This is a genomic window from Pseudomonas sp. LAMO17WK12:I1 (assembly GCF_900177315.1).
GTDB lineage: Bacteria > Pseudomonadota > Gammaproteobacteria > Pseudomonadales > Pseudomonadaceae > Aquipseudomonas > Aquipseudomonas marginalis.
This window is the reverse complement of sequence record NZ_FWZV01000011.1, coordinates 57,701-82,144: the sequence shown is the minus strand read 5'-3', so window position 1 is coordinate 82,144 and position 24,444 is coordinate 57,701. Positions and strand designations below refer to the sequence as shown.

General features: G+C 61.4%; 23 protein-coding genes. 14 read left to right on the top strand and 9 right to left on the bottom strand.

The genetic code is table 11. The features are described from left to right. Nucleotides 1-80 precede the first annotated feature (80 nt). From bioB to B9N88_RS21035, 10 genes are all read left to right on the top strand, one after another. Complete coding sequence (gene bioB, locus B9N88_RS21085) at nt 81-1,136, top strand: biotin synthase BioB (protein ID WP_027605951.1); 1,056 nt, start codon at nt 81-83, stop codon at nt 1,134-1,136. A gap of 46 nt (nt 1,137-1,182) precedes the next feature. Further along, the gene (gene bioF / locus B9N88_RS21080) at nt 1,183-2,364 is read left to right on the top strand and encodes an 8-amino-7-oxononanoate synthase (protein WP_027605950.1); all 1,182 of its coding nucleotides are present in this window, start codon (nt 1,183-1,185) and stop codon (nt 2,362-2,364) included. Next, the gene (locus B9N88_RS21075; protein ID WP_027605949.1) at nt 2,357-3,088 is read left to right on the top strand and encodes an alpha/beta fold hydrolase; all 732 of its coding nucleotides are present in this window, start codon (nt 2,357-2,359) and stop codon (nt 3,086-3,088) included. The genes bioF and B9N88_RS21075 overlap by 8 nt, the downstream gene beginning before the upstream one ends. Continuing rightward, nucleotides 3,081-3,893: a malonyl-ACP O-methyltransferase BioC gene (gene bioC, locus B9N88_RS21070; protein ID WP_027605948.1), complete on the top strand. Its 813-nt coding sequence runs from the start codon at nt 3,081-3,083 to the stop codon at nt 3,891-3,893. The genes B9N88_RS21075 and bioC overlap by 8 nt, the downstream gene beginning before the upstream one ends. After that, nucleotides 3,890-4,570 carry a dethiobiotin synthase gene (bioD, locus tag B9N88_RS21065; protein WP_027605947.1) on the top strand — a complete coding sequence of 227 codons (681 nt, stop codon included), beginning with the start codon at nt 3,890-3,892 and terminating at the stop codon, nt 4,568-4,570. The genes bioC and bioD overlap by 4 nt, the downstream gene beginning before the upstream one ends. Nucleotides 4,571-4,676: 106 nt before the next feature. Beyond that, nucleotides 4,677-4,958, top strand: coding sequence for a hypothetical protein (locus tag B9N88_RS21060; RefSeq protein WP_027605946.1), 282 nt, complete (start codon nt 4,677-4,679; stop codon nt 4,956-4,958). Between the two features lie 252 nt (nt 4,959-5,210). Further along, nucleotides 5,211-7,016 (top strand): phenylacyl-CoA dehydrogenase, encoded by a 1,806-nt coding sequence (locus tag B9N88_RS21050; RefSeq protein ID WP_027605944.1) that lies wholly within the window; start codon nt 5,211-5,213, stop codon nt 7,014-7,016. A 204-nt stretch (nt 7,017-7,220) separates the two neighbouring features. Next, nucleotides 7,221-8,510: a GGDEF domain-containing protein gene (locus B9N88_RS21045; RefSeq protein WP_027605943.1), complete on the top strand. Its 1,290-nt coding sequence runs from the start codon at nt 7,221-7,223 to the stop codon at nt 8,508-8,510. Nucleotides 8,511-8,600: 90 nt separating this feature from the next. Further along, nucleotides 8,601-10,370 (top strand): acyl-CoA dehydrogenase C-terminal domain-containing protein, encoded by a 1,770-nt coding sequence (locus B9N88_RS21040; RefSeq protein ID WP_027605942.1) that lies wholly within the window; start codon nt 8,601-8,603, stop codon nt 10,368-10,370. Between the two features lie 122 nt (nt 10,371-10,492). Continuing rightward, nucleotides 10,493-12,271 carry an acyl-CoA dehydrogenase C-terminal domain-containing protein gene (locus B9N88_RS21035; RefSeq protein ID WP_027605941.1) on the top strand — a complete coding sequence of 593 codons (1,779 nt, stop codon included), beginning with the start codon at nt 10,493-10,495 and terminating at the stop codon, nt 12,269-12,271. A gap of 240 nt (nt 12,272-12,511) precedes the next feature. On the opposite strand, the gene B9N88_RS21030 is transcribed toward B9N88_RS21035, so the two are convergent. Further along, nucleotides 12,512-13,411, bottom strand: coding sequence for a LysR family transcriptional regulator (locus B9N88_RS21030; RefSeq protein WP_027605940.1), 900 nt, complete (start codon nt 13,409-13,411; stop codon nt 12,512-12,514). A gap of 209 nt (nt 13,412-13,620) precedes the next feature. Between B9N88_RS21030 and B9N88_RS21025 the strand changes: the two genes are divergently transcribed. The 4 genes from B9N88_RS21025 (at nt 13,621) to B9N88_RS21010 (ending at nt 16,036) form a co-directional block, all read left to right on the top strand. After that, a complete protein-coding gene (locus B9N88_RS21025; protein ID WP_027605939.1) occupies nt 13,621-14,889 on the top strand; it encodes an aspartate aminotransferase family protein in 1,269 nt (422 codons plus the stop codon). Between the two features lie 223 nt (nt 14,890-15,112). Further along, complete coding sequence (locus B9N88_RS21020; protein ID WP_027605938.1) at nt 15,113-15,478, top strand: type II toxin-antitoxin system RelE/ParE family toxin; 366 nt, start codon at nt 15,113-15,115, stop codon at nt 15,476-15,478. Next, nucleotides 15,462-15,782: a helix-turn-helix domain-containing protein gene (locus tag B9N88_RS21015; protein ID WP_027605937.1), complete on the top strand. Its 321-nt coding sequence runs from the start codon at nt 15,462-15,464 to the stop codon at nt 15,780-15,782. The genes B9N88_RS21020 and B9N88_RS21015 overlap by 17 nt, the downstream gene beginning before the upstream one ends. Before the next feature lie 95 nt (nt 15,783-15,877). Continuing rightward, nucleotides 15,878-16,036, top strand: coding sequence for a YqaE/Pmp3 family membrane protein (locus B9N88_RS21010; RefSeq protein ID WP_024077743.1), 159 nt, complete (start codon nt 15,878-15,880; stop codon nt 16,034-16,036). Between the two features lie 5 nt (nt 16,037-16,041). Here B9N88_RS21010 and pqqE read toward each other — a convergent pair whose 3' ends face one another. The 8 genes from pqqE to B9N88_RS20970 all read right to left on the bottom strand — a co-directional run bounded on the left by pqqE (nt 16,042) and on the right by B9N88_RS20970 (nt 24,324). Then, nucleotides 16,042-17,172, bottom strand: coding sequence for a pyrroloquinoline quinone biosynthesis protein PqqE (gene pqqE, locus B9N88_RS21005; RefSeq protein WP_051429358.1), 1,131 nt, complete (start codon nt 17,170-17,172; stop codon nt 16,042-16,044). Further along, nucleotides 17,165-17,440, bottom strand: coding sequence for a pyrroloquinoline quinone biosynthesis peptide chaperone PqqD (pqqD, locus tag B9N88_RS21000; protein ID WP_027605935.1), 276 nt, complete (start codon nt 17,438-17,440; stop codon nt 17,165-17,167). Before pqqD ends, pqqE begins: the two co-directional genes overlap by 8 nt. Then, nucleotides 17,437-18,189 (bottom strand): pyrroloquinoline-quinone synthase PqqC, encoded by a 753-nt coding sequence (pqqC, locus tag B9N88_RS20995; protein ID WP_027605934.1) that lies wholly within the window; start codon nt 18,187-18,189, stop codon nt 17,437-17,439. Before pqqC ends, pqqD begins: the two co-directional genes overlap by 4 nt. Before the next feature lie 11 nt (nt 18,190-18,200). After that, nucleotides 18,201-19,112: a pyrroloquinoline quinone biosynthesis protein PqqB gene (gene pqqB / locus B9N88_RS20990; protein WP_027605933.1), complete on the bottom strand. Its 912-nt coding sequence runs from the start codon at nt 19,110-19,112 to the stop codon at nt 18,201-18,203. A 71-nt stretch (nt 19,113-19,183) separates the two neighbouring features. Continuing rightward, nucleotides 19,184-19,258: a pyrroloquinoline quinone precursor peptide PqqA gene (pqqA, locus tag B9N88_RS20985; RefSeq protein WP_003194766.1), complete on the bottom strand. Its 75-nt coding sequence runs from the start codon at nt 19,256-19,258 to the stop codon at nt 19,184-19,186. Between the two features lie 159 nt (nt 19,259-19,417). Beyond that, nucleotides 19,418-21,787 carry a pyrroloquinoline quinone biosynthesis protein PqqF gene (gene pqqF, locus B9N88_RS20980; RefSeq protein ID WP_027605932.1) on the bottom strand — a complete coding sequence of 790 codons (2,370 nt, stop codon included), beginning with the start codon at nt 21,785-21,787 and terminating at the stop codon, nt 19,418-19,420. 48 nt (nt 21,788-21,835) lie between these two features. Further along, the gene (locus tag B9N88_RS20975) at nt 21,836-22,630 is read right to left on the bottom strand and encodes a carbon-nitrogen hydrolase family protein (protein ID WP_027605931.1); all 795 of its coding nucleotides are present in this window, start codon (nt 22,628-22,630) and stop codon (nt 21,836-21,838) included. An 11-nt stretch (nt 22,631-22,641) separates the two neighbouring features. Continuing rightward, the gene (locus tag B9N88_RS20970; RefSeq protein ID WP_027605930.1) at nt 22,642-24,324 is read right to left on the bottom strand and encodes a flavin monoamine oxidase family protein; all 1,683 of its coding nucleotides are present in this window, start codon (nt 24,322-24,324) and stop codon (nt 22,642-22,644) included. Nucleotides 24,325-24,444 lie beyond the last annotated feature (120 nt).

The window sequence follows — 24,444 nt, the reverse complement described above, 5'->3', positions numbered from 1 at the left end:
AATATGCCGAGCATCCGTGTCGTGCCTGTGGGTATTGCCCTTCCCGCAGCGTTTGCCAAAGCATAATCAAGGAATCGCCCATGAGCGCCAGCACCACCGCCACCTTGCGTCACGATTGGTCTTTAGCCGAAGTCAAAGCGTTGTTCGTGCAGCCGTTCAATGACCTGTTGTTCCAGGCGCAGACCGTGCACCGCGCGCATTTCGATGCCAACCGTGTACAGGTGTCGACACTGCTGTCGATCAAGACCGGTGCCTGCCCGGAAGATTGCAAATATTGTCCGCAGTCGGGCCACTACAACACGGGCCTGGAAAAAGAAAAGCTGATGGAGGTGCAGAAGGTCCTCGAAGAGGCCGCTCGCGCCAAGGCCATTGGTTCGACCCGTTTCTGCATGGGCGCCGCCTGGAAACACCCGTCGGCCAAAGACATGCCCTATGTGCTGCAGATGGTCAAAGGCGTGAAGGCCATGGGCCTGGAAACCTGCATGACCCTCGGCCGTCTCGACCAGGACCAGACCCAAGCCCTGGCCCAGGCCGGCCTGGATTACTACAACCACAACCTGGATACGTCGCCGGAGTTCTACGGCAGTATCATCACCACCCGTACCTACAGCGAGCGCCTGCAAACCCTGGCCTATGTGCGTGAGTCGGGGATGAAGATCTGCTCCGGCGGCATCCTCGGCATGGGCGAGTCCCTCGACGACCGCGCCAACCTGCTGATCCAGTTGGCCAACCTGCCGGAGCATCCGGAGTCGGTGCCGATCAATATGCTGGTGAAAGTCGCCGGTACACCGTTGGAAAATGCCGAGGACATCGACCCGTTCGATTTCATCCGCATGCTGGCCGTGGCGCGCATCCTGATGCCGCAGTCCCATGTGCGCCTGTCGGCGGGGCGCGAAGCGATGAACGAGCAGATGCAGGCCCTGGCGTTCTTTGCCGGTGCCAACTCGATCTTCTACGGCGACAAACTGCTGACCACCGCCAACCCGCAGGCCGACAAGGACATGCAACTGTTCTCGCGCCTGGGCATCCTGCCGGAAGCCCGTGAAGAGCATGCGGATGAAGTGCACCAGGCGGCCATCGAACAGGCGTTGGTGGAGCAGAAGAGCAGCGAGCAGTTCTATAACGCGGTTGTTTGATTCCCACCTGTTTTGACCGAGTTGCACCTGCCACCCCGAGGCCTGCATGTCTTTTGATCTCTCCGCGCGCCTCGCTGCCCGCCGTGCCGAACACCTTTACCGTCAACGCCCGCTGCTCCATAGCCCCCAAGGCCCGGAGGTGGTGGTTGACGGTCAACCCCTCCTGGCATTCTGCAATAACGATTACCTGGGCCTGGCCAATCACCCGCAAGTGATCGAGGCCTGGCGCGCCGGGGCGTCCCGTTGGGGCGTGGGCGGCGGGGCTTCGCACTTGGTGGTGGGCCATGCCACGCCGCACCATGAGCTGGAGGAGGCGCTGGCCGACTTTACCGGGCGCCCGCGAGCGTTACTGTTTACCACCGGCTACATGGCCAACCTTGGTGCGGTCACGGCGTTGGTGGGGCAGGGCGATACGGTGCTGGAAGACCGGCTCAACCATGCTTCGCTGCTGGATGCCGGCTTGCTGTCCGGTGCGCGTTTCAATCGCTACCTGCACAACGACGCGATCAGCCTGGCCAAGCGCCTGGAGAAAGCCACTGGCAATACGCTGGTGGTCACCGATGGTGTGTTCAGCATGGACGGCGACCTGGCCGACCTGCCGGCACTGGCCCGTGCAGCCAGGGCCAAAGGCGCCTGGTTGATGGTGGATGATGCCCATGGCTTTGGTCCGCTGGGTGCCAATGGCGGCGGGATCGTCGAGCATTTCGGCTTGAGCCAGGACGACGTGCCGGTATTGGTCGGCACCCTGGGCAAAGCGTTCGGCACGGCGGGCGCGTTTGTCGCGGGCAGTGAGGACCTGGTCGAAAGCCTGATCCAGTTTGCCCGGCCCTATATCTACACCACCAGCCAACCGCCGGCGCTGGCCTGCGCCACCCTGAAGAGCCTGGAGCTGCTACGCACCGAACATTGGCGGCGCGAGCACCTCGACCGCCTGATTCGTCAGTTTCGCCAGGGCGCCGAGCAGCTTGGCCTGGACTTGATGGACAGCTTTACACCGATCCAGCCGATCCTGATCGGCGACAGTGCCAAGGCCGTGCGCCTGTCGCAGCTGCTGCGTGAGCGCGGCCTGATGGTCACGGCGATCCGCCCGCCCACCGTTCCCGCCGGCAGCGCGCGTTTGCGCGTGACCTTGACCGCAGCCCACAGCGAGGCGCAGGTACAGCTATTGTTAAACGCATTGGAAGAGTGTTTCCGCTTGTCTGGTGCCACGGAGCCCGACCATGCGTGATCGACTGATCCTGCTGCCCGGCTGGGGGCTCGGCGTATCGCCGCTGGAGCCTTTGGCCGCCGCCTTGCGTGGCCTGGACGCACACCTGCAGGTGCAGGTCGAGCCATTGCCGGCGCTTGCTTCCAGCGACCTCGATGAATGGCTCGACGAACTCGACGCTACCCTGCCCGACAACGCCTGGCTGGGCGGCTGGTCCTTGGGCGGCATGCTCGCTGCCGAACTGGCGGCGCGGCGCGGCGAGCGTTGCTGCGGGTTGCTGACCCTGGCGAGCAATCCGTGTTTCGTCGCCCACGAGGGCTGGCCCCATGGGATGCCCGCCGAGACCTTCGATGCGTTCCTGGCCGGCTGCCATGCCGATTCCCAAGTCACCCTCAAGCGCTTCGGCCTGTTGTGCGCCAAGGGCGCCGAGGACCCGCGCGGGCTGTCGCGCCTGCTGGTCAGCGGCGCGCCGCATTCAGCGTCCAGCGTGTTGATGCCCGGCCTGGAACTGCTGGCCCAACTGGATACCCGCGAAGCCTTGCTGGCTTATCGCGGCCCACAGTTGCACCTGTTCGCCGGCATGGACGGGTTGGTGCCCGCCGAAGCCGCCAGCGACCTGCTAAGGCTGCTGCCGGATGTGGAAATCGGCCTGATTGAACAGGCTGGTCACGCTTTTCTTCTGGAAGACCCCCACGGTGTAGCGGGGGCCATCCAGGCTTTTTTGCATGAGTGCGTCGATGACTGATTTATCCCAGCCCTCCCTGCCGGGCGCCTTGCCGGACAAACGCCAGGTGGCGGCGTCGTTTTCCCGTGCGGCGGCCAGTTACGACAGCGTCGCCGAGTTGCAGCGCGCCGTAGGGCATGGGCTGCTGGCCCGGCTGCCATCAGCGTGTGCGCCACGTCACTGGCTGGATATGGGCTGCGGCACGGGTTATTTCAGCCGTGTGCTGGGCGAGTTGTTGCCCGCCAGCCAAGGCGTGGCGCTGGATATTGCCGAGGGCATGCTTAACCATGCGCGGCCTTTGGGTGGCGCACATCATTTTGTCGCGGGCGATGCAGAACGCTTGCCGCTGAAAGCCGAGAGCTTCGAGCTGCTCTTCTCCAGCCTGGCGGTGCAGTGGTGTGCGAACTTCGAGGCGGTGCTCAGCGAGGCCTATCGCGTGCTGCGGCCGGGTGGCGTGCTGGCGTTCGCCAGTTTGTGCGTCGGGACGCTGGATGAGCTGCGCGAAAGCTGGCGGGCGGCGGATGGCCTGGTGCACGTCAATCGCTTCCGCACCTTCGAGGCGTACCAGCACTTGTGCGCGGCCAGCGGTTTGCGCGTGGTCAGCCTGGAGCGACGTCCCCATGTGCTGCATTACCTGGATGTGCGCAGCCTGACCCATGAGCTCAAGGCGCTGGGGGCGCATAATCTCAACCCAGGCCGCCCGGGAGGGTTGACGGGCCGTGCGCGGATTGTTGCACTGGTAGACGCCTACGAGCAGTTCCGTCAGGCCGAGGGACTGCCGGCCACGTATCAAGTGGTGTACGCCGTCCTGGAGAAGCCCCTATGAGCGCCGCCTATTTCATCACCGGCACCGATACGGATGTCGGCAAGACCACTATCGCCGCCGGCCTGTTACACGCCGCCCGGCAAGCGGGCAGAAGCACTGCGGCTGGAAAGCCCGTGGCTTCCGGCTGCCAGGTCACGGCCAAGGGCTTGCGCAACGCCGATGCCCTGGCGCTGCTGGCCGAGTGTTCATTGCCGTTGAGTTATGCCGAGGTCAACCCGGTGGCGTTCGAACCCGCCATCGCGCCCCACCTGGCCGCGCGGGAGGCCGGCGTCGCGCTGACGGTGCAGTCGTTGTTGAAACCCATGCAGCAGATTCTGGCGCGTCAGGCGGATTTCACCCTCATCGAAGGCGCAGGCGGTTGGCGGGTGCCGTTGGCTGACCAGGACAACCTGTCGGACCTGGCCATGGCGCTGCAACTGCCGGTGATCCTGGTGGTGGGCGTGCGCCTGGGATGCATCAGCCATGCCTTGCTCACCGCCGAAGCCATCGCCCGGGACGGTTTGCCCTTGGCCGGTTGGGTGGCGAATATCATCGACCCCAAGACCTCTCGTCTGGAAGAAAACCTCGCGACCCTGGCCGAGCGTTTGCCCGCACCATGCCTGGGCCGAGTGCCAAAGCTCAAGCACGCCGGCGCCGAGGCGGTAGCTGAGTACCTGCAACTGGACCTGCTTGACTGATTCTGGCTATCGGCAAGGCATTATGCCATTAGTGTTTTTAACGGGCTTTTTGCCAGTATGTCTGCTTCAATTCAACTTCACGATTCTCTAAAGGCAGGTTGAAGCCATGGACATCTCTGGCAGCAGCGCGTTTTACTCGGGGCTGAGCACCATTCAGGCCGGGCAGAGCCGTGTCGACCAGGCCGCCGGCAGGATTGCCAGCGCCGCGACCACCCAGCCGTCTGACGCACAGAGCGACCGATTGCAAGCCAATGACCGCGCCCAGCCGACGAATTCGGCGAGCAATATGGTTGAAATGGCCCAAGGCAAGTTTCAAGTGGAGTTGGGCGCCAAGGTCGCCAAGGCTTCAGACGAAATGCTCGGTACCCTGATCGACACCTTCGCTTAACCCCTCTTTCGTACGACCGGCTTCTTCCTGGGGCTGGTCGCCTTTGCGCAATCCTCCATTTTCTTCTGAACACCTTGTGGCATCCCGCCGCAGGCCTCGCCATGCCTGCCATTGACCCGCGTCATGACAAACGGTGTCTGGACGACGCTTGACATCCCCAGGTCGTAAACGTATGTTTCAAACACCTGTTTGACCGCCACAACACATCCACGCGGTTGTTCATTCCAGATACATCAGCAGAGGTTTATCGCTATGCCTGACTACAAGGCCCCCTTGCGTGATATTCGCTTCGTTCGTGACGAACTGCTCGGCTATGAAGCGCACTATCAGAGCCTGCCGGCTTGCCAGGACGCTACCCCGGACATGGTTGACGCCATTCTCGAAGAAGGCGCCAAGTTTTGTGAGCAAGTGCTGGCACCGTTGAACCGCGTGGGTGACATCGAAGGGTGCACCTGGAGTGAGTCTGGCGTTAAAACCCCTGCTGGTTTCAAAGAAGCCTACAAGCAATTCGTCGAAGGCGGCTGGCCAAGCCTGGCCCACGACGTGGAGCACGGTGGCCAAGGCCTGCCGGAATCCCTGGGCCTGGCCGTGAGCGAAATGGTCGGCGAAGCCAACTGGTCATGGGGCATGTACCCGGGCCTGTCCCATGGTGCGATGAACACCATTTCCGAGCATGGCACCCCCGAGCAGCAAGAGGCTTACCTGACCAAGCTGGTATCGGGCGAGTGGACCGGCACCATGTGCCTGACCGAACCACACTGCGGTACCGACCTGGGCATGCTGCGCACCAAGGCCGAGCCTCAGGCTGACGGTTCCTACAAAGTCTCCGGTACCAAGATCTTCATCTCGGCCGGTGAACACGACATGGCCGACAACATCGTCCACATCGTGCTGGCCCGCCTGCCGGACGCACCGGCGGGTACCAAAGGCATCTCGCTGTTCATCGTGCCCAAGTTCCTGCCCAACGCCGACGGCTCGATCGGTGCGCGCAACGCGGTGAGCTGCGGTTCCCTGGAACACAAGATGGGTATCCACGGTAACGCCACCTGTGTGATGAACTTCGACGCGGCTACCGGTTTCCTGATCGGCCCGGCGAACAAAGGCCTGAACTGCATGTTCACCTTTATGAACACCGCTCGCCTGGGCACCGCGCTGCAAGGCCTGGCCCACGCCGAGATCGGCTTCCAGGGCGGCCTGAAATACGCCCGCGATCGCTTGCAGATGCGTTCCCTGACTGGCCCGAAAGCGCCGGAAAAGGCCGCCGACCCGATCATCGTGCACCCTGACGTGCGCCGCATGCTGCTGACCATGAAAGCCTTCGCCGAAGGTAACCGTGCGATGGTGTACTTCACCGCCAAGCAAGTGGACATCGTCAAATACGGCACCGACGACGAGGCCAAGAAACAGGCCGACGGCCTGTTGGCATTCATGACCCCGATTGCCAAGGCGTTCATGACCGAAGTCGGTTTTGAATCCGCCAACCACGGCGTGCAGATCTATGGCGGCCACGGCTTTATCGCCGAGTGGGGCATGGAGCAGAACGTTCGCGACAGCCGTATCTCCATGCTGTATGAAGGCACCACCGGCATCCAGGCACTGGACCTGCTCGGCCGTAAAGTGCTGATGACCCAGGGCGAAGCGCTCAAGGGCTTCACCAAGATCGTGCACAAGTTCTGCCAGGCCAACGAAGGCAACGACGCGGTCAAGGAGTTCGTGGCACCGCTGGCTGCGCTGAACAAAGAGTGGGGCGAGTTGACCATGAAGGTCGGCATGGCCGCGATGAAAGACCGCGAAGAAGTGGGGGCCGCTTCGGTGGATTACCTGATGTACTCCGGTTACGCCTGCCTGGCTTACTTCTGGGCCGACATGGCGCGCCTGGCTGCCGAAAAACTCGCCGCCGGTACCAGCGAAGAAGCGTTCTACACCGCCAAGCTGCAAACCGCGCGCTTCTACTTCCAGCGCATCCTGCCGCGGACCCGTACTCACGTGGCCACCATGCTGTCGGGCGCCAGTAACCTGATGGACATGAAAGAAGAAGACTTCGGCCTGGCTTACTAAGCCTTACCGGGTTCATCTGAAACCGTCGCTTCCCTTGGGAGCGGCGGTTTTTTCATGGGGGGATAAAAAACACAGTGCAGCGCTCAGGGATTTTCTCCGGCTGCCGTTACAGTGATGGCAATGTGATACATGGCGGGCAGGGTGTGCTTAACTGTTCGCATCAAGGCACAGTGCCACTACTTTTTGCGGGTCGGAGTTTTACCCTTGTCACGCGTGTCTGCTTTACGTTTCAGTCACTTTCTTCCTTCGTTGCTGCTGTTGCTGGCCGGGCTCTCGGCTGCGTACGTCAAGGACCTCAGCGTCTTCTTCACCTCGCTGTTCAATGTGTTGCCGACCCTGGTGCTGTTGCTGGGCGGTTCGTACTGCGCGGTTTATCGCCGCCAGCGTGAATTGTTCCTGATGATCACGGTGTACATCGCCTACTTCCTGCTCGATACCCAGACCGATTTCTATCGCGACAATGGCCGCGTGCGCGAAGACGCGGCCGTGGTGTTTCACCTGTGTTGCCTGTTATTGCCGTTGCTGTTCAGCATCTACGCGCTGTGGCAGGAGAAGACCCACCTGTTTCGCGACTTCGTTGCCCGTTGTGCGGTGCTGCTGGCAATCGGCAGTGTGGCGCTGGCCCTGGAGCAAAGTTATCCCCAGGCACTGCTGAACTGGCTGGCGGAGATCCGCTGGCCAGCCCTGCATGGGACCTGGATGAGCCTGATCCAGCTGTCATACCCGATGTTCCTGGTCGGCTTCCTCACTCTGGCGGCGCAATACTGGTACCAGCCGCGTCCGCTGCATGCGGCGCAACTGGTCGGGTTGCTGGGGATGTTCTGGATGTTGCCGCAGACCTTCATCCTGCCGTTCACGCTGAATATCATGTGCAGCCAGGTCATGCTGATGATCGCCGCCGGCGTGGCCCACGAGGCTTATCAAATGGCATTCCGCGATGAACTGACCGGCCTGCCGGGGCGCCGAGCCTTGAACGAACGCATGCAGCGGCTGGGGCGCAACTATGTGCTGGCGATGACCGACGTCGATCACTTCAAGCGCTTCAATGACACCCATGGTCACGATGTGGGCGACCAGGTGCTGCGCCTGGTGGCGAGCAAGCTGTCCAAGGTCAATGGGGGTGGGCGTGCCTACCGCTACGGCGGTGAAGAATTCGCCGTGGTGTTTGCCGGCAAGACCCTGGATGAGTGCATGCCGCACCTGGAGGAAATCCGCGAGATCGTCGCCAACTACGACATCAAGTTGCGCAACTCGGACCGGCCCCAGGATGATCAACAAGGCCGTCAACGCCGGGCGGGCAGCGGCGCGTCGAGTGTGTCGGTGACGGTCAGCATCGGCGTGGCCGAACGCCAGATCGACCAGCGCACGGCGGAAGAAGTGCTCAAGTCCGCCGACCAGGCGCTGTACGCCGCCAAGGGCGCGGGGCGTAACTGTGTGGTTGCGGCCGGGCAGACCCGCCGTGGCGCGGTGCGCATGCAGAGCGCTGCCGGTTGAGTGATGGCGCTGTATTCAGCGGTTCTACAATGATTGTCCGAGGCGTTGGCCGGCAGTAGGTTGAAAGGATCTGCCGCCGGAGACACCGCCATGCCTGAGTACAAAGCTCCCCTGCGCGACATGCGCTTTCTGATCGACAACGTGTTTGATTTCCACGGCCACTACGCTGCCCTGGGCGCCACGGATGCCAGCCCGGACATGGTCAGTGCAATCCTGGAGGAAGGCGCCAAATTCTGCGAGAACGTGCTTTCGCCACTCAACCGCAGTGGTGATGAAGAGGGCTGCCATTTCGACAACGGCGTGGTGACCACGCCCAAGGGCTTCAAGGAAGCCTTCGCCCAGTACGTCGAGGGCGGCTGGCACGGGGTGGCGGCAGACCCGGCCTACGGTGGCCAGGGCCTGCCGCAATCGTTGGGCCTGGTGCTCAGCGAGATGATCGGCTCCAGCAACACCTCGTGGGGCATGTATCCGGGCCTGACCCACGGCGCGATGTCGGCGATCCACGCCCACGGCACCGAAGAGCAGAAGGCCACGTTCCTGAGCAAACTCACCGCAGGCGAATGGACCGGCACCATGTGCCTGACCGAAGCCCATTGCGGCACCGACCTGGGCCTGATCAAGACCCGTGCCGTGCCCCAGGCGGATGGCAGCTACGCGATCACCGGCAGCAAGATCTTCATCTCGGCCGGTGAGCACGACATGAGCGCCAATATCATCCATCTGGTGCTGGCCAAGCTGCCGGACGCGCCGGCGGGCACCAAGGGTATCTCGTTGTTTATCGTGCCCAAGTTCCATGTGGATTCGGCTGAGCGCAATGCGGTGCACTGCGGCTCCATCGAGCACAAGATGGGCATCAAGGCCTCGGCCACGTGCGTGCTCAACTTCGACGGCGCCAAGGGCTTTTTGATTGGCGAGGCGAACAAGGGCCTCAACTGCATGTTCACCATGATGAACCACGCCCGCCTGGGCACCGGCATGCAGGGCCTGTGCAATGGCGAGGCGAGCTTCCAGGGCGCGATCAAGTACGCCAACGACCGCCTGCAGATGCGCGCGCTGACCGGCGCCAAGGCCCCGGAGAAAGCCGCCGACCCGATCATCGTGCATCCCGATGTGCGCCGTATGCTGCTGACCATGAAAGCCTTCAACGAAGGCAACCGCGCACTCACCTATTTCACCGCGCAGTTGCTCGACACCGCGCACCTTTGCAACGACGCCGGCCAGCGCCAGGAGGCCGAAGACCTGTTGGCGTTCCTCACCCCCATCTGCAAAGCCTTTATGACCGACACCGGGCTGGAGGTGACCAACCACGGCATGCAGATATTCGGCGGCCATGGCTACATTCGTGAGTGGGGCATGGAGCAACTGGCACGCGATGCGCGGATTGCACCGATCTACGAAGGCACCAACGGCATCCAGGCCCTCGATCTGTTGGGGCGCAAGGTGCTGGGCAGCCAGGGCAAGCTGCTGCGCGGTTTTACTAAAATAGTGCATAAGTTTTGCGCGGCGAATGCCGAACATGCGCAGCTCAAGGGCTATGTGGTGCAGCTTAATCAACTGAATCAGGAATGGGGCGAGCTGACTACCCAGGTCGGTATGGCCGCGATGAAAAACCCGGATGAGGTGGGCGCAGCGGCGGTGGATTACTTGATGTACAGCGGTTACATCATCCTCGCCTACCTGTGGCTGCGGATGGCCATTGCCGCGCTGGCGCAGGATGACACTGAGTTTGCCAAAGCCAAGCTGGCCACTTGCGACTTTTACTTCAAGCGTCTGCTGCCACGTACCGCAACCCATCGCGCCGCCGTGGAAGCGGGCAGCGAATGCCTGATGAGTCTGCCTGCGGAGTCGTTTGCGTTGTGATGACTTAAAAATACCAATCAGTCACAAGTGGACCCTATGTGTCTGAAAAGTTGTTCGGGTACACTCGGAGCCTGTAAAACCGATCCTATCGAATCACTTTTCACGTTCTCACGAGGTTTGCCATGGCTGATTACAAAGCGCCGCTGCGTGATATGCGCTTCGTCCTCAACGAAGTCTTTGAGGTCGCCACCACTTGGGCCCAATTGCCGGCATTGGCAGACAGCGTTGACGCCGAGACCGTAGAGGCCATCCTCGAAGAAGCCGGCAAGGTCACCGCCAAATCCATCGCCCCGCTCAGCCGCGGTGGCGATGAACAGGGCTGCCGTTGGGATAACACCGCGGTGTTTACTCCGGAGGGTTATCCACAGGCCTACAAGACCTACGCTGAAGGTGGCTGGGTCGGCGTAGGCGGCGACCCCGTGTTTGGCGGCATGGGCATGCCCAAGGCGGTATCGGCCCAGGTCGAGGAGATGATCAACTCGTCAAGCCTGGCGTTCGGCCTGTACCCGATGCTGACCTCCGGCGCCTGCGTGTCGATCAACACCCACGCCAGCGAGGAACTCAAGGCCATCTACCTGCCGAAGATGTATTCCGGCGAGTGGGCAGGCTCCATGTGCCTGACGGAAGCGCACGCCGGTACCGACCTGGGGATTATCCGCACCAAGGCCGAGCCGCAGGCAGACGGTTCCTATACGATCAGCGGAACCAAGATCTTTATCACTGGCGGTGAACACGACCTCACCGAGAACATCATTCACCTGGTACTGGCCAAGTTGCCGGACGCACCGGCCGGTCCCAAGGGGATTTCGCTGTTCCTGGTGCCGAAATTCATGGTCAACGCCGACGGCAGCCTGGGCGCGCGCAACCCGGTGAGCTGTGGTTCCATCGAACACAAGATGGGTATCCAGGCATCCGCCACCTGCGTGATGAACTTCGACGAAGCCGTGGGTTACCTGGTGGGCGAACCCAACCGTGGGTTGGCGGCGATGTTCACCATGATGAACTATGAGCGCCTTGGCGTGGGTATCCAGGGCCTGGCGTCCGGCGAGCGCTCCTACCAGAACGCGATTGAATATGCCCGCGACCGCCTGCAAAGCCGTGCGCCGACCGGTGCCCAGGCCAAAGACAAAGTGGCCGACCCGATCATCGTCCACCCCGACGTGCGCCGTATGCTGTTGACCATGAAAGCCGCCAACGAAGGCGGTCGCGCGTTTTCCACCTATGTGGCGACGCAGCTGGACATCGCCAAGTTCAGTGACGATGCCGCTGCCCGCGAGCGGGCCGATAACCTGGTGGCCTTGTTGACGCCGGTCGCCAAGGCGTTCCTCAGCGACCTGGGCCTGGAAACCACCGTGCTCGGCCAGCAAGTGTTTGGCGGCCACGGTTACATTCGCGAATGGGGCCAGGAGCAACTGGTGCGTGATGTACGCATCACGCAGATCTACGAAGGCACCAACGGCATCCAGGCACTGGATTTGATGGGGCGCAAGATCGTCGGTAGCGGCGGTGCGTTCTACACCTTGTTCGCCGACGAGATTCGCCAGTTCATCGCCTCGGCGGGGCCCGAACTGGCTGAGTTCAGCCAACCGTTGAGCGCAGCGGTGGATAACCTGGACGAATTGACCGCCTGGGTGCTGGATCGCGCCAGGACCAACCCGAACGAGATCGGCGCAGCCTCGGTGGAGTATTTGCATGCATTTGGTTACATGGCCTACGCCTATATGTGGGCACGTATGGCCAAGGCCGCGTTGGGCAAGGAGACTGAGGAAGACTTCTACGCCAGCAAACTGGGCACCGCGCGCTTCTACTTTGCGCGTCTGTTGCCACGTATTCACTCGCTGAGTGCGTCGGTAAAAGCCGGTAGCGAATCCTTGTTTTTGCTGGATGAGGCACTGTTCTAAGGGCTTGGAGGGCGTGTAAGCATTCTCTTACATGACGTACTGCTAATCGTCCTCTATCGCCAAATTGGATCCACGGATAATCTACTTCACATGGACGTCGCGCAGGAAGCGCAAAGCAACAACACGGACACGTAGGATTCTGCCAGGATGGCGGAGTGAAATGGATGTCAGGGAAACAGTCTGCAAAGCCCCGCTTCGGCGGGGTTTTCTTTTGCCCGCGAAAAAGTCAGGCGCCGAATTTCACGGCAGTGCCTGCGGCGCATTCATCACGTCTTCCAGCAAGGTGCGCAGCAGCGCCATGGTTGCCTGCTGGCGCTGTACATCGCGACACACCAAACCTACCTTTAGTGGCACCCTGGGTTCACTCAAGGGCTTCCAGAGCAGCGACTGGCTGTTGTGTTCGTCCTGGGAGCGTCCCGGCAGCACCGTGGCCAATTTGGTGTTAGGCAAGCTGTCGAGAATCCCCACCATGGTATTCAACTCCGCCTGTACCTGCGGCCGGCGTCCGAGGTTGGATAACTGACCCTGCCAGATCTGTCGAACCTGGAACTCTTCCCCCAGCAACAACATCGGCAGTTCGGCGGCCTGTTTCAGCGAGACTTTCTTGAATTCGCGCAGGGGATGGTCCTCGGGGATGACCACCTTCAGCTCATCCTCATACAACAACACGCCGTGCAGCCCCGGCTGGCGTGGCGGCAGATAGCTGATGCCGATGTCCAGCGAGCCGTTAAGCAACCGCCGTTCAATCTCGATCCCGGTCAATTCGTAGATCTGCACCACCAGGTGCGGCTGGGCCTTGCGCACGCGCTCGAGCATTTGCGGGACCAGGCTGGTGTGCACGGTTTGCAGCACGCCGATGGCCAGGGTGCGCATGGCCTGGCCCTTGAAGTTACGCAAGGCTTCGACGGCTTGCTGCATGCCATCGATCAGCGGCAAGGCATGGTTGTACAGCGTATGGGCGGCCAGGGTGGGCAGCAGGCGTTTGCTGCTGCGTTCGAACAGGCTCACATCGAGGTTGCGCTCCAACTGGCGGATCTGTTGTGAGAGCGCCGGCTGGGAGATCGACAGGCGTTCAGCGGCACGGCCCACATGGCCTTCTTCATACACCGCGACGAAATAACGCAGTTGCTTAAAATCCATAAGGCTTACTTATCGAAAAAGCTGGAAAATCGAAATGGCCGGTAGCCCCCGAGGCGCCTAGTCTAGCGCCTATTCGCAGGGCTTACAGGGCCGGATCGGGCAATGAACAGCGTTTATGTTGATGGCGTTTACATAGGCAAGGCAACACACCCGCAGACAGTGATTGCAGGGAAAACCGACCAAGGCCCGGTTGCCACTGGGGGCAAGCTGTGAATCTCTTCAATATGCGTCGCCCCGTGCCCAGCCTGGACGACCTGGTGCTGGAGGCTTCACCCGATACGCTGTCCAGCGAGGCGCTGATGCCCACTGTGGCGAGGCCGCCTCAGGTTTTCGTACGTGGCCAGGGCTCCTGGCTGTGGGACAGCGACGAGCGTGCTTACCTGGATTTCAGCCAGGGCAACGCTGCCAACAGCCTCGGCCACAGCCCGCAGGTCTTGATCAAAGCCCTTGCCGACCAGACCCAGGCCCTGATCAATCCAGGCCTGGGTCTGCATAACCGCGCTCAACTCAATCTTGTCGACCGCCTGTGCCATCGTACCGGCAGCGACCAGGCCTACCTGCTCAACAGTGGCGCAGAGGCCTGCGAAGCGGCGATCAAGCTGGCGCGCAAGTGGGGCCAACTGCATCGCGGCGGGGCCTACCGCATTATCAGCGCGAGCAATGGTTGCCATGGTCGCAGTTTCGCGGCACTGGCGGCGTCGGGGGGAACGCTGGAAAACCGCTTTGAACCGCAATTGCCCGGCTTCAGCCATGTGCCGTTCAACGATCTGCCGGCCCTGCATGCAGCGGTCGATGCACAGACAGTCGCCATCCTGCTGGAGCCGGTCCAGAGCGAAGCCGGTGTGATCCCCGCGACGGAGCATTACCTCAAGGGGGTTGAACGGCTGTGCCGCGAACTGGGGATCCTGCTGATCCTCGACGAAGTACAAACCGGCCTTGGCCGTTGCGGCACCTTGCTTGCCGAACAGCAATACGGCGTGCGAGCCGACATCATCACCCTCGGCAAAGGCCTGGGCGGCGGCGTGCCATTGGCTGCGCTGCTGGCGCGCGGCAACGCCTGTTGCTTCGACGTGGGTGAGCTGGAAGGTACCCATCATGGCAACGCATTGATGGCATCGGCCGGGCTGGCGGTACTCGATACGGTGCTGGAGCATGGCTTCCTGGAACACGTACGTGAATCCGGCCTTTACCTGGGCGAAGGCCTTGCCCGGCTGGCCTACCGCTACGACCAGGGCCCATTGCGCGGCCACGGCCTGATGTGGGGCCTGACGTTGTCGGATGATTCTGCAGATGCAGTGGTAAAAGCCGCCCTGCACGAAGGCCTGATCCTCAACGCCCCGCAACCTGACTGCCTGCGCTTCACCCCGGCGCTTACGGTGAGCAAAAGCAACATCGACGAAATGCTCCTGCGCCTGGCCCGCGCTTTTTCCCGGGTGCGCACCGCCCAGTTGCAATGCCGCAAGGGCATCGCCGTCTGACCCACATTCCTGAACCGTCTCGCGGTATACGCGGCGCCTCCAGCCTGATTTTTTCGGCTGGGGGCGTTTTTTTGCGTGTGAAATTTTTGGATTGAAAGCGTTGATTGATCGCCTGTGAAAACAATGGCTTTTAGCGTGCGTCGATAAGGACTGTCGACGGAGCACGGGTTGCTCCACTTCTAATCTATACCACTGGGTGGTATGTTTGTGGGAAGGGATATCCATGAGGCTTAGGTTATTTAAAACACGGCAGTTTGCTGGTGCGGCCAGCAAGTCCTGGATCTACGATTCGGAGTTGAGGGACGCGTTTGGCCAATTGCTCAGGGGACAAGCTGACAATTTGGGAGGCGGTGTCTGGAAGAAACGCCTCAACCAGAATAGGCATCGCTCCATAGTGTTGGCCAAGGGCAGGCAATACTGGGTTTATCAGTTGCTGTTCGCCAAGCAAGACCAAAGCAATATCAGTCAGAAAGATTTGGCTTGGTTTCGGGCGATGGCAAAAGTTTATGAAGGCTTAAACGAAACGCAGATCCAGCAGCTCTTGGATCTCAGGGAGTTTGTGGAGATACATCATGACCAAAAAATATGAAAGTGAAGCGCTGGAGTCCATTCACCAATCCGCCAAAGCGCTTTATGCCATCGGTGCTATTAGTAAAACTACCCTTCGTGAATACGACGAAGCGTGCTTCTCTGCCGTCCCGGAACAAATACCTGCCGAACAGATCAAGCAGCTACGTGAAAGTAGCCATGTCAGCCAACCGGTGTTTGCTCGTTACCTGAATACCAGCGCCTCCACGGTGAAGAAATGGGAATCTGGCGAGAAGCAACCCAGCGGCATGGCGCTCAAACTTCTTAGCATCGTGCAAAAGCATGGGTTAGAAATTCTGGCCTGAAGGATGGCCCGGTGCCAGATCCCACTGAACCCTCACGAACGCCCAAGGTCGATTAGCTACACGGTTCACACGAGCCGATTTTCTGGAGCTGACCCATGGACTTCATTCGTATCATCATCGCCATTCTGCTGCCGCCACTGGGTGTGTTCCTGCAAGTGGGTTTCGCTGGCGCGTTCTGGCTGAATATTCTGCTGACCTTGTGCGGTTACTTCCCAGGCATCATTCACGCCGTGTACATCATCGCCAAGCGCTGAGCCCGTCAGCCTTTTGCGATGAGCCGTGAATTGCGCTCATTGCGAAAGGCCAGTTGCTCGATGGTCTGGGTAGCGTGCTCGGCTTCTTCCCGCGCCTTGAGGATGATGCCGTGCTGCTCGGACTTGCTGCACACCGGGTCGGCATTGCTCGCATCCCCCGTGAGCATGAAGGCCTGGCAACGGCAGCCACCGAAATCCTTTTCCTTTTCATCGCACGAACGACACGGCTCGGGCATCCAGTCGTAGCCGCGAAAGCGGTTGAACCCGAAAGAGTCGTACCAGATGTGCTGCATGCTGTGGTCGCGCACATTGGGAAACTGCACCGGCATCTGTCGGGCGCCGTGGCAGGGCAGGGCGGTGCCGTCTGGCGTCACGGTCAGAAAGATACTGCCCCAGCCGTTCATGCAGGCTTTCGGGCGTTCCTCGTAGTAATCCGGCGTCACGAATATCAACTTGCACGGATGACCTTCGGCTTCGAGCTTGGCGCGGTATTCGTTGGTGATGCGTTCGGCGCGCACCAGTTGTTCCTTCGTCGGCAATAAACCCACGCGATTGAGTTGCGCCCAGCCGTAGAACTGGCAGGTGGCAAGCTCTACAAAATCCGCCTCCAGCGCAATACACAGCTCGATGATGCGGTCGATCTTGTCGATATTGTGCCGATGGGTGACGAAGTTCAGCACCATCGGGTAGCCATGCGCCTTCACTGCGCGGGCCATTTCCAGCTTTTGCGCGAAGGCTTTTTTCGAACCCGCCAGCAGGTTGTTCACCTGTTCGTCGCTGGCCTGGAAGCTAATCTGGATATGGTCCAGGCCGGCTTTCTTGAAATCGCTGATCTTCTGCTCGGTCAGGCCGATGCCCGAGGTGATCAGGTTGGTGTAGAACCCCAGCTTGCGCGCCTCGGCGATCAACTCGGCGAGGTCCTGGCGCACCAGCGGCTCACCGCCGGAAAACCCCAGTTGCGCCGCGCCCATCTCGCGGGCCTCGCGAAATACCTTGACCCACTGCTCGGTGCTCAGCTCCTTGCCCTGCTCGGCAAAGTCCAGCGGGTTGGAGCAATACGGGCATTGCAGCGGGCAGCGGTAGGTCAACTCGGCGAGCAACCACAGCGGCAGGCCGATGGCGGGTTTCTCAGGCAAGGGTGATCCAGTGCTCAGCACGGGCGACCTCCATGAATTGCTCGATGTCGTCACCCAGCTCAGGTACGCCGGGGAACTGTTCTTCGAGGGCGGCAATGATCGCCGCCACGTCGCGCTCACCGTCAATCAGGCCTCCAATCAGCGCGGCGCTGTCGTTGAGCTTGATCATGCCTTCGGGGTAGAGCAACACATGGCCTTTTTGCGCGGGTTCGTACTGGTAGCGGTAGCCCTGGCGCCAGGTCGGTTTTCTGCTGCGATCGAAGCTCATAGGGTGATCCCTTTATGCCACATCCGCTGCTCGGTCACGCTGTGATACGGCGGGCGTTTCAGTTCGTAGGCCATGCTCATGGCATCCAGCATGCTCCACAGGATGTCGAGTTTGAACTGGAGGATTTCCAGCATGCGCTCCTGGCCTTCACGGGTGGTGTAGTGCTGCAAGGTGATTGCCAGCCCATGCTCCACATCGCGCCGCGCCTGGCCCAGGCGGGTGCGGAAATACTCGTATCCGGTGGGGTCGATCCACGGGTAGTGCTGCGGCCAGCTGTCGAGGCGCGACTGATGGATCTGCGGCGCGAACAGCTCGGTGAGCGAGCTGCTGGCGGCTTCCTGCCAGCTGGCGCGGCGCGCAAAGTTGACGTAGGCGTCTACCGCAAAGCGTACGCCGGGCAGCACCAGTTCCTGGGAGCGCAACTGGTCGGGGTCGAGGCCGACCGCCTGGCCCAAGCGCAACCAGGCTTCGATGCCGCCGTCCTCACCGGGTGCGCCATCGTGGTCGAGCAGGCGCTGGATCCACTCGCGACGGATCTCGCGGTCCGGGCAGTTGGCCAGGATCGCCGCGTCTTTCAGCGGGATGTTCACCTGGTAATAGAAACGGTTGGCGACCCAGCCCTGGATCTGCTCGCGGGTGGCACGGCCTTCATACATCGCCACATGGTACGGGTGATGGATATGGTAGAAGGCGCCTTTGGCCCGCAAGGCGGCTTCGAACTCGGCGGTGCTCAATGGTGTGTCAGTCATGTCGTCTGCTCCTACAATTCAATGCTCATGCCGTCGTAAGCGACTTCGACATTGCGCCGCACCAGTTCCGCGCGCTCGGGAGAATCTTCATCGAGGATCGGGTTGGTGTTGTTGATGTGGATAAGCACCTTGCGCTGCTTGGGCAATTGCTCCAGCACTTCGAGCATGCCGCCGGGGCCATTCTGCGCCAGGTGGCCCATCTCGCGGCCGGTACGGGTGCCGACGCCACGGCGCTGCATTTCATCGTCGTCCCACATCGTACCGTCCACCAGCAGGCAATCGCTGCCGGCCATGATCTCCAGCAACGGCGCGTCGACTTTGCCCAGGCCCGGGGCGTAGAACAGTTTGCCGCCGGTGCGCAGGTCTTCGACGATCAGGCCGATATTGTCGCCTGGGTGCGGGTCGAAGCGGTGCGGTGAGTAGGGCGGGGCAGCGCTGCGCAGTGGCAGCGGGGTGAAGCGCAGGTTGGGGCAGGCCGGGATGGTGAAGCTGGCATCCAGCTCGATGCGGTTCCAGGCCAGGCCGCCGTTCCAGTGGGTGAGCATGGTGAACAGCGGGAAGCCGGTGCTCAGGTCTTCATGGACCATGTCGGTGCACCACACCTGGTGCGGGCAACCTTCGCGCAGGCTCAACAGGCCGGTGGTGTGGTCGATCTGGCTGTCCATCAGGATGATGGCACTGATGCCGGTGTCGCGCAGTGCGCGGCCGGGCTGCATCGGCGCAAAACCCTGGAGTTGCGCGCGGATATCCGGTGAGGCATTGCACAGTACCCAGTTCACGCCATCGTCGGAAATGGCGATGGACGACTGGGTCCGCGCCTGCGTCCGCAGGCTGCCGTCACGAAAACCTGCGCAGTTCACGCAGTTGCAGTTCCACTGCGGGAAGCCGCCGCCAGCGGCGGAACCTAGAATCTGGACAAACATGGCCGCTCCATCAAGCAAAGCTCAAAACAAAAACGCCCCGGGCGAACCGAGGCGTTGTATTACCCAGCGGCTTAGCGGCTGGCGAAGTACATGGTGACTTCGAAGCCGATGCGCAGATCAGTGTAAGCAGGTTTGGACCAGGTCATATTCTTACTCCTACGAAGGGATGGGACGTTTACTACCAAGTAATACATATAGTCCACCTCCAGTCGGAGATGTTCAGATGTGTGCGTGGGAATGTTACGCAATTCTTCTCAAGTTAGCGCTGTCTTGGTGGAAAAAGCCTGTTGCAGGGTTGGCAATGATCAGCTCGCCGGTTGCCAGCTCTCGTCGACAGGCGGGCCGTTGGCGATGCAGCGCCAGCCGCCGGTCGCATCCTGCAGCTGTTGGGCCGCGTGTTGCAGGTCCTCCCGTGTGCGGGCCTGGATCAGTTGTTGAAGCCGGTACAGGTAATCCGACGGATGGCCCGCCAGGCGCGCGTGCCAAAGCAGTTCGGCGCTTTGGGTGATCGGTAACGTCGCAGCGCAGAACTGCTGTGCCAAGGCGTGATTGCCCACGTCATCGGTGCCGTCGATCAACAACGGTAGGTGTTTCAGGAAGGCTTGCAGGTGATCGACGATACCTGCCAGTGAAACGCTGGGTGATTGCACACCCAACAGCAGGCCGGTTTGCCCGTTGATCTGTCGGACACCGCTGAATACGGCGTAGCCCAATTGCAACTCGACCCTCAGGCGTTGGTAGAACGGCCCTTGGAGCACGTGCCCAAGCAGCCGCCATGAGGCTTCATCGGCCAGGGATTGGCTGGGTGCCGGGCAAAACAGCAGCACGGCGGCTTCGGTTGAGTCAGTTTTAACCGTATGCCACACACGTTGACCGCCGAGGTGTTGAAGAGAAGGTTCGAAGTGTGCAGGTTGCCCAGGCAGACGGGCGGCGGCTGCCTTTATCAACGTTTCACATGCGGCGGGCAGACTCAGCCCCAGGCCGTGCCAGCGCGCAGTGGCCCAGGATCCAGGCTGTTCGCTGGCGTCGGCACGGCCGGTGGCGCAGCACGCGGGCAGGGCCTGGAGCAGTTTCCGGATAGCGATCATGGGCGCAGGTGCCGGGGCAGTTTCCTGCGGCAGGTTCAGGCGCTGCGCCAACGCCTCCAGCACGGCCGGCATCGGCTCGTGCAGCCCAGTCATCTTCACCAGCCAATCATGGCCGGTGGCTTCGAGAGATAATTCGACGCCCGCCTGGCGCGCATATTCACGCAATGGCTGCAAGGTGTTTTCCAGCCCGGCAGGCGCTGGCGCGTCGAAGCGCCACTGCACATACAGCGCACCTTCATCGCCGTCATCCGCCAAGGCCTGGCTGAAGGTCAGCGCCGATACGTCCCTTCGCCCCCGTGAACGATCCTGGGCAAACGTGCGCAAGCCTCGGTGAGCGCTGGTTTGGCCACGGATCAGGCCGGCGCGTTCTTCTTTGACCGGTGGGCGCAGGAACGGGTTGTTCGGGGGCAGTTGCCAACGGTGTTCGGCGGGCGGCAAGTGCAGTGAATCAAGCAGGGCCTTGAGCGCGGCGACGCCCAGTTCACTGAGGTCTTCGCTGTTGTTTCGAGCCAATGCCAGGGCGCCCTGGACCTGTTGTTGGCGAGCGTTCAGCAGGGCGAACTCTTCGCGCAGTGGCGTCCAATCGCTGTGTGCGAAAAAGCTCAGCCAGTCGTGCAGCAGCGCCTCAATGGGTGTGGTCGGTTCGTCCTTGCTATCGAGTGTAAAGTCGATGTCCAGCACGGCTTGTCCGGCGAAGTGGTACAGCACCGATGCCTGCAGGGCGCTGGCCAAGTGTCGGGTTTTTAACTCGGCGAGCAGCCCGCCCGGCGCAGAGGCATTGAGCCAGGTGCAGAGGAAATCCAGGGCTTCACGGGGCGCGTCACAGGTGATGACGTGGTGCAGGTGGTTGTTGTCGATGTGTTGATAGCGCCGAGCCTGGCCTCGCATCAAGGCCGGTGGTGAGGCCTGCGGATGCAAGGGGCCAGCGATCAGTTGCGCGCTGAAACGCTGCGCCAGGGCTTCCAGTTCTTGCAGCGGTTGCGGGCCGGCGAGGCTCAAGGTCATCTGCCCGCTTTGATAGAAATATCCGTGGAATTCCCTGAGTGCCTTTTGAAATTCCTCGCGCTCCACCGGCAGGCTGTCGCGGTTGCCCGCGTGAAAGCCGCGCAGTGGATGATCCGCTGCCAAGCCTTCTAGCAGCGCCACCTGCTGCTGTGCCTTGGCATCCTGGGACCAGGCGACGTACTCGGCGTGCAGCACTTCGCGCTCGCGCCGTTGATCTTCCGGGGTCAGGCGCGGATGGGTCAGCATGTCCGCCAGCCGCTCCAGCCCGTGGGCAAAGACTGAAACCGGGAGTTCAAAGAAGAAGTCCGTGGTGCGTTCGCGGGTGCTTGCATTCACTTGGCCGCCGTGGCGCTGCACGTAGGCCATCAGCCCTTCTCCGGCGGGAAAACGCTCGGTTCCCAGAAACAACAAATGCTCAAGAAAATGCCCCAACCCCGGCCAGGCCAACGGCACGTCGTGGCTACCGGCAGCCACCCGCAGCGCCGCCGCGCAACGTTTTAAGCGCGGTGCATGGCGCAGGGAAACCCGCAGGCCATTGGCCAGGGTCAGGTGAACGGGATAAAGGTGGGCCGGGGCGGGCATGGGCACTTCCAGAACGGGGCAAGTGCCTATGCTAACAAACCCATTCAATCAGGGCTTGTGCAGCGGGCCGTAAAGCTCGGGACGCCGGTCTTGCAGGTAATGGTTGGCGGCGCGGGCGTCGAGGATCGATTGCCGGTCCACTGTCCCGACAATCAAGGCTTCATCCAGACCCGCCTGGGCGATTCGCTGGCCATCCGGTGCGGCAATGCTGCTTTGCCCGCAGTACTGGATATCGCCTTCGTGCCCGCAGTAATTGGCGTAGGCCACATAGCACTGGTTTTCGAAGGCCCGCGCCCGCACGGTGACATCGGCGACAAAGTCGAACGGCGCCATATTGGCGGTGGGCACCAGGATCAGCTCGGCACCGGCCAGGGCCAGGCGTCGGGTGTTTTCCGGGAACTCCAGGTCATAGCAGATCAGGAACCCCAACTTCCATCCGTTGAGTTCCACCAGCGGGAAATCATCGTCGCCGGCACTGAACATCGAGTGATCCAGATCCCCGAACAGATGGGTCTTGCGGTAGTTGCACAGGCGCTGGCCGTGGGCGTCGATCAACTGCACGGCGTTGTAGATCTGCCCGTCTTGGGCCCGCTCCGGATAGCCGTACAGAATGGCCCGCCCGGCGTTTTGTGCGATTTCGGCAATGGCTTGCGCAGACTCCCCATCCTGCGCTTCGGCCAATGCACCTACGGCTTCGGCGCCGATGTTGTAACCGGTGAGGAACATCTCCGGTAGCACCAGCACATCGGCATCGGTCGCTTCATGCGCTAGCTGGTGCAGGCGCTTGAGGTTCCCGGCTACATCCAGCGGTAGCGGCGGGCATTGGTACAGGGCGACACGCATGGCGTAACTCCTTAATCGGCCAGGGCGATCGGCCCGATCTCATCGAACACATCACCCGGCCCCGGGTTCTCGGGGTGAGTGCTGCCACCAAAGTGGGTCATGATGCCCCACACCGCGTTCAATGAGGTTTGTACCGCGCCCTCCACCCATGCTGGAGTCCAGGACACGTCGTCACCGGCGATAAAAATCCCACGCTGTTCAGCGGGCATGTCCTTCTGCATGAAGTGCGCATACATACGCTGGTTGTAGCGGTAGTGACCTGGCAACGCGCCTTTGAAGGCCCCGAGGAAATGCGGGTCGGCTTCCCAGGACACGGTGATCGGGTCGCCGATGATGCGCGCCTTGATGTCGACTTTCGGGTAGATCTTGTTCAATGCGTCCAGCGCCAGTTTCACCCGCTTGTCGATGGGCTGCGGGAGCATTTTCAGCGCGTCGCTCATCCACGAGTACGACAGGCAGATCACCCCTGGTTTGTCGTCGCCGTTGTCGAATAGGTAAGTGCCGCGCGTGAGGCGATCGGTGAGGGTCATGCTCATCAGGTCGCGGCCGGTCTCCGGGTCTTTGTCTTTCCAGAATGGGCGGTCGACCATCACGAAGGTCTTTGACGATTGCATGTAGCGGGTACGGTCCAGGGCCATCCACATCTTTTGCGAGAACAAGGTTTCATCGCACTCGATCTGGGTGGTCAGCAGCCAGCTTTGGCAGGTGGTGAGCACGGCCGCGTATTCGCGGGTATCGCCGTAGTTGTCGGTCACCGCGAAACGGCCATCGGCAGCATGGGCGATGCGTTTTACCCCGGCCCGTGGTGCACCGCGGTGCAGCGAGCTCAGGCTGGTACCGGCGGGCCAGTGGGCGCATCGTTCCGGCACATGGCGCCAGATGCCCAGCGGCACCTGGGCTACGCCGCCGACCACCAGGTGCTGGTGATCGTCACAGTTGGTCATGACCACGCGGAATATTTCCAACATGGAGTTGGGGAAATCCGAGTCCCAGCCGCCGGTGCCGAAACCTACCTGGCCAAACACCTCGCGGTGGTGGAACGACAACTTGGCGAAGGCCTTGGAGGTGGCTACGAAGTCGTAGAAGGTGCGGTCGTCCCACAAGGGCACCAGCTTGTTCCACAACGCTTTGAGGCGCGGCACATCACGATCGCGGATGGCTTGCTGGATATCGCCGAACTGCGAGCCGGCTTCCAGGGCGTCGGCCCAGGCGTCAGCCACTTCCTGGAACAGCGCGGGTAAATCGGACAGCTTTTGTGCGTAGTGGGTCTGGCCTTCCAGATCGATCACCGTACTGCCGGAAGCTGGCGTCAGCGGGTTGGGGAAGGGTTTGGTTTCCAGGCCCAGCTTGTCGACGTAGTGATAGAACGCGGTGGACGACACCGGAAAGCGCATGCCGCCCAGCTCGGCGATGATGCCTTCGGCGCCTTCGAAGGCCTGGGAACGCAAACGGCCGCCCATCTTCGAGGCCTCATACACCACGGGCTTGAGGCCCAGCTTCATCAGCTCGTAGGCGGCGACCAACCCGGCGATACCGGCGCCGACGATGGCCACTTCGGCGCCATGGTTGGCGGCGGGGATACTGCCGAGTCCGGCGGGGTGTTCGATCCAGTCATCGAAGGCGAACGGGAAATCCGGGCCAAAGATGGTGATGGGTTTTTTACCGTCGGCAGGGTGGCGATGGGTCTTGCTGATGGTGCTGGACGGAATGCTCATGGCGGGCCCTTGCTGACGACTCGGCGGGAAGTGACCCGCTGAGTATAGGAAAAGATGGCAGCCAGTTTAGGGAGCGTTACGTTCGTTAATAAGACGCAA